7 protein-coding genes and 1 tRNA gene are annotated in these 12,600 nt (G+C 43.1%); 1 reads left to right on the top strand and 7 read right to left on the bottom strand.

The features are described 5' to 3' along the window. Positions 1 to 5: 5 nt before the first annotated feature. From BN8899_RS11640 to BN8899_RS11610, 7 genes are all read right to left on the bottom strand, one after another. Positions 6 to 2,663 carry a zinc-dependent metalloprotease gene (locus BN8899_RS11640; protein ID WP_065219559.1) on the bottom strand — a complete coding sequence of 886 codons (2,658 nt, stop codon included), beginning with the start codon at positions 2,661 to 2,663 and terminating at the stop codon, positions 6 to 8. Between the two features lie 223 nt (positions 2,664 to 2,886). Further along, positions 2,887 to 4,461 carry a PKD-like family lipoprotein gene (locus BN8899_RS11635; protein WP_065219558.1) on the bottom strand — a complete coding sequence of 525 codons (1,575 nt, stop codon included), beginning with the start codon at positions 4,459 to 4,461 and terminating at the stop codon, positions 2,887 to 2,889. Positions 4,462 to 4,476: 15 nt separating this feature from the next. Then, positions 4,477 to 5,172, bottom strand: coding sequence for a DUF4843 domain-containing protein (locus BN8899_RS11630; protein ID WP_018337353.1), 696 nt, complete (start codon positions 5,170 to 5,172; stop codon positions 4,477 to 4,479). Between the two features lie 10 nt (positions 5,173 to 5,182). Further along, entirely contained in the window at positions 5,183 to 6,676 is a 1,494-nt protein-coding gene (locus tag BN8899_RS11625; RefSeq protein WP_065219557.1) for a RagB/SusD family nutrient uptake outer membrane protein, read from the bottom strand. An 18-nt stretch (positions 6,677 to 6,694) separates the two neighbouring features. After that, positions 6,695 to 10,123, bottom strand: a complete 3,429-nt coding sequence (locus tag BN8899_RS11620) for a SusC/RagA family TonB-linked outer membrane protein (protein WP_065219556.1) — start codon at positions 10,121 to 10,123, stop codon at positions 6,695 to 6,697. Positions 10,124 to 10,285: 162 nt separating this feature from the next. Continuing rightward, positions 10,286 to 11,449, bottom strand: a complete 1,164-nt coding sequence (locus tag BN8899_RS11615; protein ID WP_065219555.1) for a FecR family protein — start codon at positions 11,447 to 11,449, stop codon at positions 10,286 to 10,288. A 124-nt stretch (positions 11,450 to 11,573) separates the two neighbouring features. Beyond that, positions 11,574 to 12,155, bottom strand: a complete 582-nt coding sequence (locus BN8899_RS11610) for an RNA polymerase sigma factor (protein ID WP_018337358.1) — start codon at positions 12,153 to 12,155, stop codon at positions 11,574 to 11,576. Positions 12,156 to 12,375: 220 nt separating this feature from the next. Here BN8899_RS11610 and BN8899_RS11605 point away from each other — a divergent pair. Continuing rightward, positions 12,376 to 12,452 (top strand) — tRNA-Asn (locus BN8899_RS11605). Positions 12,453 to 12,600: the final 148 nt, after the last annotated feature.

Raw genomic sequence — 12,600 nt, 5'->3', positions numbered from 1 at the left:
GCAGATTATTTAAACGCTTGTTCCAATTTGTATAGTAACAGGCGATAGTGTTGGCGAGTATCCTCTGACCCCGTGTTCACCTTGCCCTTGATCAAAGACTGTATCTTCCTCAACATATCGAAATACAAATGATCCAAAGGTTCGACTACCATGTTAGTATTGACATTCACCCAGTAGCCGAATCCCTGCCGTTCGATATTTCCGGGCAAAGTTGTCACCGGAACCGCCTCCCGGCAAACAGCAACGGCTTCCCGGTTCGAGAACACTCCCATCCATTCAGCAGGCAGTATGCCATAGCGTTCCCGGCTATAAGCTTTCACGGGTTCGGGCACCTCGATCATCCGGCTAGCGGACACCACGGAGAACGGATCTCCAGCCATTCCTTTCTTCGCCACGCCGGAGAACAACATCACGTTAGATAATAGTTTCATTTGCAAGTTCTTCTCGGATACCGTCAACGTCCTTCCTTTCCGGGTTGGGGCAAACACAAAATCCTGCACGTCAGCCAAAAACTCCCGAGGTGTATATGTTTCCGCATTCTCGTCCTTTACGGCACTCAATGCAACCGATCCCAGGCGGGACATTACTGCCCCAAATATTTTATCTTCCAACTCGGTAGATATATTGCTCATCAATCCCCATTGAGCCTGCATTCCGGGAGCATTCAACCAATCCATATTCCCGAGCTGCCCCAGTAAAAAACGAAGAGCCCTTTGCTGTTTCTCTTTCGGCACGACGGCGTAACTCGGCAGAGCATCCCCGTCATAGCGTTCGTTGAGATAAAGCCCGCCGATGTTCAGCAACACGTGGTTCACGTAACGCACGTACTGGTACACGATTTCATTATACATCCCCTGGCGGAAAGTGTAATCCGAGTCATCCTTCTCTACCCAATCACTCATATTGGCAAGCACGTACTGCAAATTTTTCACCCCGTAGGTAGACGACTTGATAGCATCATCGCCCAAATCCTCCTCCACGGAACTCGGATCGAAACGAGAGAATATCTGTTGTTTCCCGTAACGATACACCGGGTCACCCGATTTCTCGGCAATCCATCGATTTAACGTAGGCACCTCCTCTTTGGCATTTCGTGCGTCCAACAAAGGAGTATACAGCCATTTGATAGCGTACAGGTCGTACACGCCCAAATCCGGCGGTGTCAGCTTTACGCCCCGTTCCTTATCACCGGGCTGTGCCACGTAATTGTTTCGGGCATAATCCATGATCGAATAGGTCGTCCCGTATTTTCGTGTGAACGACGGGGAACGCAAGGAATCCGTCGGGATAGCTGCCGAACCGGACATATTGTGCATCAATGCTAGACAGTGCCCTACCTCGTGAGCTACCACGTAGCGGATACAACTTCCCAAGGTTTCCTCGTCAAACATCACTTTGCGCACGTCGGGGTCAGCAGGAGAAGTTTGCAAGAAACGCCAGTCCTGTACCAACTTCACCAGATTATGGTACAGGTAAACAGAAGCATTTAATATTTCACCTGTCCGGGGATCAGTCCACGAGGGACCCATGGCATTCTGCACGGGAGAAGGCGAATAGCGCACACACGAATATTTCAAGTTATCGGGATCAAACTCGGGATCATCCGCAGGAAAATCTCTTGCCAAGATGGCATCCTTGAACCCAATCGCCTCGAAAGCCTTCTGCCATTCCTCTACACCGGCTTTAATATACTTTCTCCAACTTTCAGGGAAAGCGTTGTCCACGTAAAACACGATTGGCTGTTTCGGCTCAACCAATTTTCCTTGCCTGTAAGCCGCCTCATCGGCAGGTTCCAAACGCCAGCGATTCGCGTAATACCTCGTTTCCACGCCCTTGTTCTCGTGGCTGAAAGCAGACCTGTTGCTGTAAAATATTCCGATACGGGGATCTGCAAAACGAGGACGCATGGGCTTCTCCGGCAACAGGACAAAACTACGCGTCAGCACTGCCGTGAACGGCAATTTATATATATAATAATACCTCCCGTCACGCACGTTCACCTCGTAACTCAAAGAAGATTGTACGCTCACGTTGTCCGCAAAAGCCTTGACTTTTCCTAGCTGGGACTTATCTTTCTTAAATTCCTTCACGATCCAGCGTCCTTGTCCCAAAATCGGGGCATAAGGTGAGAACGGTGTCATCTGTTCATTATCTGCCAAAAAGAATTCGCTCACGTCAACCACGACAGCCGTACTATCGGGATTGTAAGCCAGGATACCGAAATTATGCATCACGGCAGGGCGGGTACTCTCGGCAATACGCTGCTGAAGACTTTCCACCTCTGTTTCGTACGGGATATTTACCTGTCGCAGGCTAACAATAGAATCCGTCCGGGTAAATACCACGTGTAACGGGTCGGTCGGTTTCTCCCCGACACTCCCGAACCAATTGCTCGTGGTCTCCGAAATCGTGGAGCCTAACAGCATATCCCGGTTCAATAATTCGAGAGGAATCTCGAAATACACTTTATTGTCTGTCTTGTGAATCGTCATCAATCCCTTTACCGTTTCACATTTCCCTTTAAATAACTTCTCGTAAGGAGTTTCCTTCTTTATCTCTTTGCCTTTGTCGGCAGTTTTCTTTTTTCTTGCTAACGCATCATTCCCACCCCCAAGAACACACAACACAACCAGCAAGAAAGAAATCCGAATTGATTTACTCATAATTCTTTCGTTTAAATTTCACACGTGATATTAATTTTAAAACACACAACACCCCTTAACTTGTTTTTATGACAAGTCAAGAACAAAAGTTGCCCGAAAAGCGTCTTTAACTCGTTTATCATTCTGAATGCGGTAACATCTCCAGCTCAAAGCCTTGCGACAAGAGATGCTTCGCAGTGCTTAGCATGACAAACGATACTTTTCGGACAGCCTCATTTCTAAATTATTGATAACGATCAAACACTAGATTATAATAACCACCCCACTTCCAACTAACACTCTTTATATCCCCAAGACCGTGTACCCGATGCAATATTCCCGTTTCTCCCGGATGTGCAGCTCCTAATATTTCAGGATTAATCGCATCACAGATATAAAATCTTCCGTCATTCAATGCCACTCCCACTCTTGTACAATCGGCATCTTGCATAATATGGGTAATTCTGGCTCCATTGCCGAAATCCGTGTATTCTTTCACAACTTTCGTATTCACATCGTAGAAATACAATTTACTACCTTCTCCAAAATACAGATAACCAGACAAACGAAGCCTCCAGTACACGGTATTATCAGAAACTAAACTGTTCCCGGCAAATACTTCCTGCGTAGCATCGATTATAGTACGCGTCTCGTAATTTCCATTTAATATAAATGACTGATATATATATTCTCCTGTACTTGCATTTTTGACTATCGTCACGAAATTCTTGCCATCAGTGTGGTCACCGCAATAAATCAATTTATTGTCTCCCAAATTCAACAAATCCATGAATGTATTCGGATCATTCGTGTTTATTATATCCAATTTGGCACCTAAATAACTATTCCCGGAACTATAACTGGTATAACACCCCACAAGCCGATTATTCAATTCATCATGCAACAAAATACAATTAGATTTATTTGTGCTCACATCAAAAACCTTTGATATTTTAGAACCTCCACCCGGGAAATACACCGGTATATCCATAAAATACGCCTCGTGATGCATTGCTGAAGAATTCTGATTCCGCCTCCAGTAAATATTTCCGTTCAATCCTATGGCAAAATCGCAATATCCCCCGCGACAAAAAGCCATGGGTTCAAACCCGGTAGGATAAGCAGCTCCCTGGAATTCATCCCGCAATTCAAGCACCTTTCCCAAATTATCTCCATTCAACACGGTAGCATATCCTCCCTCCTGTATGACAACAACCTCATCCTCGGTATTATCCATCGTGTACGCCGTAACGGATAATAAATTGGCATTGGGCAAAGGAGAGCCCGGTTGCAAATCCGAATACAAGTCTGGAAAATCCGACCAGAAATAATGTGTTTTATTATCATCATCTTTCCAAGAATCTCTCCGGATATAATTAATTGCCGGTTTACCGTCTTTCATACTACCAATTATCCAACCGACCATATAAGGCGATTTTATCGTAACATTAGCAGAATAACGACTTACCACCCCCGTTGCCTTTTCCGTAACAAAAAGATAATAATTGAATGTCCCACATTCGTCCGGTACATATATCAAATTTCTTTCCCTGGAAATAGTATCTCCCGACCAAGTCTGTTTCCACACAAATTCAAAAGCTGCATCCGAAGTATCCCGATCAGGATATTTCCACGTAAAATCCATAACAAGTTTCAACGTATCTCCCAAGATTATTGAAGATTTGGACAATGAACTCACCAATGCCATCTTTTCTATTTGGTTATAATCAACCAAATCGTAATTCCCTTTATCTTCATAGCAGGCCATTAACAAGCATATAAATGCCCATAATGAAATAATTATTACTTTCAATTTCATAACAAACGTTTTTAATTATCCACCAATTAATTTGACTTGCATCTCTGTCCCATCATCTTCCAGTACCGGAGTTTTATTATCTTTCTCCTTCAACAAATAATTCTTGAAGATAATCGTGTAATAGCGTAGTTCATTGGCATCACTCGGGTCAAGATCGGCTTTTCCGGTTTCCTGAATAAATAAACGATATTTCTTATCCGAGTAATCTCCCAAATAACTACTAGTCACAGTTGAATTCCACCAATCCGGCTTTGCAATCACGTTCGATGTATAAATAATATTTCCCAAACAATTGGATTGCCCCAACATAAAATCATCGGTTTCAGCCAATCGTATAGTAAGCTTCTTCGCTTGTTGACTAATATCCGGTGTTTTGATAAAAGTGATCCAACAAGTATCAATCACTGTCCCCGCTTTCATAATAAAATTTGTCGGTAAAATATACGAATCATCATTCGCATTTGTGAATTCCTCTGCCACAACGATCTTGTATGCACGATCTTGTTGTGAAGGTAACCCGATAACTTCCACTAAAACAGGAAAATCCAATTGATTATCATTTGGGTAAGCAAGAAAAGAACAAGTAGAAGAATCCACGAGATTTTTCACAAACTGTACGTAGTTGCCATCCCGATAAACCATAATATCATCCCGCTGGCATGACAATAGAATCAGGAATAAAGCAATCGCTAATAAATATACTTTTTTCATAATGTCCTAATTAAAATTGATAATCAGTTTCACTCTGTGGCAATGGCATTGTCCAATTCTTCGGCTCCATCGTGATATTAGAACTCCCGTTGTAAATATTCCGATTCAATCGTTTGAACATGAAGAATGTCTGACCGGAAGTCAAGGTTTCCCGAATAATATCATAGACCAATTTCTCTTTCAAATCCTCCGGATAGATGGTCTCAGGAAGTGCGGCTTTAGCCCCGCGATTACGTCGCAACGTGTTAAACAATGTCACCGCTTCCGGAATACGATTCTTGTCGATCAAATACTCTATCATAATATGATACATCTCCGGAAAACTGATCACCGGCAATAACGGTCCTTGATTCGTCGCAAGATTCGTCGCATTATAACTCGAGCCTACCGGTCTGATCCATGTCAGGTAACGCTGGAACCCATACCGGTTATACCACCCCACTTTCCGGTAATCATCCTCATCTCCGGCAAATAAATGATCGATATTTTTCATCCTGAACATATAGTTACTAGTTCCGATTCGTGCTTCCCACTGATCATAGTTATTGTTATTTGAAAAACACAACAGAATCTCTTCCGGTCTCTTGGTATGAATATATTCCACACTTGAAATCGAACCTTGATAAGAGGCACTTGTCCACCGAAACCAATTTCTGGTATGGAAACTATAAATAATCCGGGCATTCTCGTACGCCATATCTTCATCCCCGTTATACATATACATACGTGCCAATAATGCCGTAGCACCCCAGAAATTCATGCGACATCCCCGGTAACTCATAAACTCATTTGGCGGGGCAGACGACCACGAATTGCTTTGCCGAATCCGGCTTGTCATAGAACTACACCAGGAACGGCAAAAAACAGTATCCACTTCCGCCAGCATCGTCTTCGCCTTTTCCATATCCCGAATAATAAGCGACATGACTTCACTTGCCTCCCTATGCTTCGGCTGATAATCCGGGTACATTTCCACATAAGGCATTTTCCCGGATAATCCCGTAACGGGTGCCGGACAATAGAATCGGAACATCTCGAAATGCAATAAAGCGCGTACGCCGTACATCTCCCCTAGAATCATATCCCGTTCCGTCTTCCCGACCTCAAAAAAACTCGTGTCTTTGGCTTCAACCTGTTGAATGATGTTATTACACGTTGAAATCACGTTAAAAGCCTTCTTCCACATCGTCTCGGAAATCTCTTCCACGGAGGAATTCTCCCAGTTAAACTGGGCGCCATAATACAAACCCGTAGGTAGATAACTGGTTGATGAGGTCTGATAATTATGCCCCAAAGCACTGGCAAATCCCCACATCAAATTATACCCATATAATCCGCTACCGGATAACTCCCGATAGACTCCGTTCACAGCCATCCTCACCCCCTTATAATCCGCGAACAACTCGTCTTCAACAACAACATTATCGGAGGTAACGTCCAAGAAGTCATCACAGGCACTCAACAGTCCCATTGACAATAACAATATAATCCATATCTTTCTCATAATATTCCTTTCATTATTTTAGAAACCGGCACTCAGTGAAAAATTAAAGGTACGCGCAAACGGATAGGACAAGCCCATCTCTCGTTTAATCGTCGAAAAAGTAGCCACATCCTTCATGTTGAATTGCAATCTCAAAGAAGTGAACCCGATCTTATCGAGTAACTCGCGATTGAAATCGTATGACAAAGTCAAAGAATTAAAGGTCACGTAGTTATTTTTCTGCACGAACCGGGAAGTCGAACGGGTAATATAATACCTATCCTTCAATGCTTTCAAGGGGGTCACGTCACCTACATTCTGCCAACGTTCCGTCCACACTCGTTTATCAGCATTATAATTGTTCAAGTTTGCATTCTCCACGTTATCCAGCAACGTTTTATTATATTTATCTCCTCCGAAAGAATACAAAAACGTCGTGTATAAAGAAATGTTCTTGTAACGGAAATTCAAACCGAACGCACCCTCTCCCCATGGATCTTCATTCCCGATCTTCTGCTGTTCGTCCGAAGACCATGTATAGGTAATCGTTCCATCCCGTTTTTGGAAAACTTCCCTACCATTCGCCGGATTAATACCTAAAGATTTCATCCCATAAATCGTGTTGGTAGAATTTCCCTCCTCGTACTTCATAATCGGCGTGGCATACACTTTATTCGATTCGGCATAAATCAACAAGAATTGATTGGTAACCAGACTCTGGTCCCTGTACCCTTCATAAAACTCATCGATACGAGAATTGTACTCTTTCAATGATTCCGATATTTTCAATAGTTTATTGACATTATGGGACATATTTCCAAAAAGAATCACGTCAACATCTTTATCACTGTACACGCGTACACTCTTCAAAGCTATTTCAAACCCGCGATTCATTACCTCCCCGACATTATCCTTATACTTGGAATATCCTGATGACGACGGAATAGACACATCGTTGATCAACGACTTCGTCTTTTCATTATACACGTTAAATTCTATAACACCTCTATTCCCTACTACTCCTATTTCTGCCCCGATATTCCACGAAAACTTCTTTTGCCAAGTCAAATTAGGATTACCCAACGCCTTCGGTTTTACCCCGATACCCGTGGGATACCAGTCATCCAACATAATCTCGAAAGTATTCCTCGCCATATAAGGTTCAAAATTTGCGCTTCCGGTCTCTCCGATATTGCCCTTAATCTTAAGCATGGGAATCCAATAGAATCCATTCATAAACTCGTAATTGTGCAAGTTGATACCTGTACCGAGCGACCAGAAAGGAGCCCATTTTTTATCCGTACCGAATTGAGAAGACCCGTCGTACCGGTAAGAAGCATCGAACAAATAGATATCCTTAAAACTATAATTCAGCATCAAGAACATCCCGACCAAACGCGTTTTATTATCCGTGAATGTCGGTTTCTCCACGATTTCATAAGCATAAGCGGGTGAATCTCTTTTCGCATCCGGGAATCCGCGATATTTTGACTTCGTGTAATCATCTTTCGTCGCTTTAACGTTAAATCCCGCAGAAAAATTAAAATTATGCAGTCCCAGCGTGCGATTGTACGCCCCGAACACATTCATATTCCAATTCATTTCCTCTTTTCGTTCCTTCGCCAGATCACCTTTCTTGAACAAATCGATCCGACCGTACGTACCGGATTCCGGGTCCGTGAATTTATCCGTGTGCGAATCTTTATAACTAACTGCAAATTGTCCTTTAATCAACAGGTAATCATTGATATACCAATTCAAGGCCAAATTATTCGTTAACTCCGAATACCCATTCTTACTGTAATTACCGATTACCGCCTCGTATAGCGGATTGTCCGACGAGCCGCCATAATTACCCCATTGTGTCGTCGTTTGCAACAATTCTCCAGTATCCGGATCCCGCCAATAGTCATATGGCTGTTTGGAAGTGTAATCTCCAAAATCTCCATAAGGAGAATCTTTAGCTTTCACGACATCATATGAAACCTGATTACGAATCTGCACTCCTTTAAATCGATAGTCTAAAGTTACTCCGGCACCCATTCTATCCCGATAAGATTTTTTCATGACTCCGTTCTCATTGTCGTAGCGTAACTCGATCCCGAAACGGATATGTTCTGCCCCTCCCTCGATATACACGCTATGCCGATGATTAATTTCCGTTCTCAAGGGCTGGGAAAGCCAATAATTATCCACGCCAATTAATATGCGATTCCGTTTTTGAAGATAATTCCACATCAACGAATTCAATTCATCTTCTGCCGAATACAATCCTTCAAATCTCCACGGCTCGAATAACCCGGCAGCCACTTCCGCTTCCAGTTTCTCTTTCGAATGCATCAAATTATAACTACTTAAATCCGGGGCTGTGATTCCCAGGTTTCCGCTGTACGAGATTCTTAATTCCCCGGGTTGCGGGGCCAAAGTTTCAACCACGATCACACCGTTTGACGCACGCGAACCATAGATAGCCGTGGCTGCAGCATCTTTCAGTATCGTAATATCCTTTACTCGTTGCACATCAAAGTCAAAAATTTTCTCGATAGATACCTCAAAACCATCCAGGATAAACACGGGCAAATTCGGGTTATTAGTTAATGCGAATTCCGATACATCAGTAGATTCCATCATATCCAACTCCTTCACGGACGGTAGTCCCGAACGTCCCCGGATATATAGTTCAGGCAATGCGTTCGGATCCGAACCCAACTCGTTATTCTTGATAATACGTAATGAAGGATCAAACACCTGCAAAGCATCCAATAAACTACGACTCGAAACTTTTAATATCTCTTCCCGGGAAACTTGTGTCGCCGATCCGGTAAAACTCGATTTCCGAATATTCGCGTAGCCCGTCACCACGACATCCTGCAGTGCAATCTTGTCCTCTTTCATCACAACTCTCAAATCTTTACGAGTTTCCCCCTTCTTTAAAGCGGCTATTTTCACGTATTCCGTTTCCATTCCCACGAATGTAAATATCAAAGTAGCCGTATCCACCGGCAACGTTATACTGAAAACCCCGTCTACATTAGTGGCAACCCCGACACTTGTCCCCTTGATCACTACCGTCACTCCCGCTAACGGTCTCTTTTTCTCATCTACCACCGTACCTTTTATCAAACGAGCCTCCCCTTTGACCACCATCGTGTCTCGGGAATGCATTTCATTTGCTTTCCGAATAATAATCAATTTGTCCTCTACGGAATAAGTCAGCCCTGTTCCCTTTAAACACTCGCGGAGAATCTCGTCGATGTCCACCGCCTTAAACCGTTTGTTCAACTTGTTGATACCCGCCACTTCGCTGTCTTTGTAGATAAAATAATAATCGCTGTGCTGGCGAATCTCTTTCATTAAATCCTCAAACGTTGCATTCTTCAAGTTAAAACTGAACACAACATGTTGCGAATGTACTGCTGCAGATAAATGCATTGCCGTACAAAAAAAGAAAAGAGTTAAAAAACGCATAGTTAATAAAATTTTTCGTACCCCCGGCGAACGGAGATAGCATTCTCGATTTTTTTTCATACATTTGTACCATTATATGATTAAACAATACCCACCCGGTTTCACCCGGTTTGGATTCATCATAAGCGGTTAGAAGTTGCACCTTCTTTCCGCTTATTTACTTTACTCTGCCTCTACCACGACGATTTTCCCTTGCACCGTAAACCGCACCCCACCCAAACTCTCAAACACGTTCAGCAAGGTTTCCGCATTCTCGTAACGTTTCAATCTTCCGGAGAATATAATATCCTTTACCCCCTCATTCTGGTAAAATACCTTGACATCATACCACTTGGATATTAGCCTCATGACATTCTCCAAACGCTGGGACTCAAATAAATATACCCCGTCTTTCCAAGACACGAACAACTCGACATCCACCTTCCGCACGTCGTTCTTCCCGCTTGCCTTATTGTAAACCAACTGCTCCGACGGATTCAACACCGTAACTTTCCCAGAAAGATCATCCACTTGCACACGCCCTTCTACCAGCGTAGTCATAATACAATTCTCTTCCCGGTATGCCCGGATATTGAATTTTGTACCCAGCGCCTTGACATCAAGCTTTCCGGCATCCACGATAAACGGACGTCTGGAATCTTTGGCCACATCAATGAAGACTTCCCCACCTACTTGTATCCTGCGTTCTTCACCTAAAAAAGTAACCGGGAAACGGATATAACTCTCTGAATTCAGCCACACTTTTGTTCCGTCATCCAAGGTGACATTATACTCCGCTCCGCGGGGAACCTGAATCGTGTTGAATACTTCTTCCGCCACAAAAATCGTATCCTCTACATTATAAGCTAAACCTCCCCCACTGTTCACGATCCGCTTGCTCCCGTCCACCAAAGCAAAGTTCTCTTGATTCAACGGCTTCGTACTCCCGTCCGACAACGTCAGGGTTGCCATCGATTTCCCCGGCAATAAAGACATTTCATTCGGATATTTCCTGAGGGAAGGATCAATCCGCCATTCCAGCAACAAGAAAGCCACCAACAAAGGCAAGATAACCACTGCCGCTACAGCAGCTGCGTATCTCCATTCGATTCGTCTTTGTTCCCGAAGGCGTCCTTTCAATTGGTCAAAATCATAATATTGCTCAAATCGACGGTAAACAGCTTCTTTATCCCGAAATGAATCCGTTCGTGTCAACTGTTGAAATACCACCCGGTGTTTCTCGGAGGTAGCCAGCCATACCTTCAACTCCTCGAGTTGCTTTCCCGTGATTGAACCCTCGATATAAGCAAAAATAATATCCGCAATTTTTAAATTCTCTTCCGACATCTTTTACGATCTTTTTATCCCTATAACACGAAAAAGTATGTGCCATACTATTCCCTTCCCATTTTTTTTTGAAAAAATGAATCAGATCATAAATAAATCTACCGGAAAACAATAAAAAATCAAATTAATCGGGAGAATTCACATCGACAAAATAAAAAAGAAACAACAGGAATATCTTGTCTTTCAATTTTCCCCGGAGAATTTCACGGGCACGGGCGCGTTGGTTGCGAACCGTGTTCTCCGATACATCCAAAGCCTCGGCTATCTCCGTGATCGACATATCCAACAAAGTAAGGTTGAAAACTTTCCGCATCGCCTCGGGCAATCGCTCCACCTCATTCCGAATCCGGCGATGAAGCTCTTCCTCAATCACGAAACACTCCTCCTCCTCGACAAAAGTCTCCGATACCGTGTCATTCAAGGAAACCTTCTTCACCCGGGAACGGTCACGGTTATAATTCAAACAAGCGTTTCGAACGGACAGATACATGAACGAACGCAGGGAATAAATCGCCTCGAACTTTTCCCGCCGAGTCCATACTTTTATAAATACTTCCTGCACAATATCGGCAACGGCAGCATCATCCTTAACAAACCGACTTCCAAAAGCGCATAAAGCATGAAAAAACAAGCGATAAATTTCTTTTAACGCACCCTCTTTCCCTTTATTTAAATCTCGAAGTATACTCGTTTCAATATCTACCATTAGTTCCTTTCTAAGTCACACAAATATATAAAAAACCTAACACTTTTAATAGAATCAAAATAAAATACATTTGTATTCATATTTTTATAAATTCTATTTCTTTGATTTCTAAACACCTGCCAAACGGACAAAAATATTTTCAATTTTCTGGTAAATTTTCATCGAAATTATTTTGCACAATAGCACAAAACCCCTATATTTGCATCGCTTTTGAAAAAATTCCTTAGTAGCTCAGTTGGTTAGAGCGGCGGACTGTTAATCCGTAGGTCGTAGGTTCAAGTCCTACCTGAGGAGCCAAGCAAGAGAAGCCAGCAGAATGCTGGCTTTTTTCATTCCTGAGGAAAAGCAGGTGTAAACACGGTGAAATAAAGAAGAAAACAGGGAACAACTTTGCTGCAACTTCGGATCATCTTCGGTACAACTTCGCTCACGAGCGTCCACGATG

The sequence above is a fragment of the Butyricimonas sp. Marseille-P2440 genome, assembly GCF_900091675.1.
In the GTDB taxonomy this organism is placed as follows: Bacteria; Bacteroidota; Bacteroidia; order Bacteroidales; family Marinifilaceae; genus Butyricimonas; species Butyricimonas synergistica.
Note: the sequence above shows the minus strand (reverse complement) of the source record. Positions and strands in the feature narration are given on the sequence as shown.

Coding starts and splice junctions, on each gene's coding strand:
- BN8899_RS11625 (WP_065219557.1), bottom strand. CDS start 6,676: ATGAGAAAGATATGGATTATATTGTTATTGTCAATGGGACTGTTGAGT.
- BN8899_RS11620 (WP_065219556.1), bottom strand. CDS start 10,123: ATGCGTTTTTTAACTCTTTTCTTTTTTTGTACGGCAATGCATTTATCT.
- BN8899_RS11610 (WP_018337358.1), bottom strand. CDS start 12,155: ATGGTAGATATTGAAACGAGTATACTTCGAGATTTAAATAAAGGGAAA.
- BN8899_RS11635 (WP_065219558.1), bottom strand. CDS start 4,461: ATGAAATTGAAAGTAATAATTATTTCATTATGGGCATTTATATGCTTG.
- BN8899_RS11630 (WP_018337353.1), bottom strand. CDS start 5,172: ATGAAAAAAGTATATTTATTAGCGATTGCTTTATTCCTGATTCTATTG.
- BN8899_RS11640 (WP_065219559.1), bottom strand. CDS start 2,663: ATGAGTAAATCAATTCGGATTTCTTTCTTGCTGGTTGTGTTGTGTGTT.
- BN8899_RS11615 (WP_065219555.1), bottom strand. CDS start 11,449: ATGTCGGAAGAGAATTTAAAAATTGCGGATATTATTTTTGCTTATATC.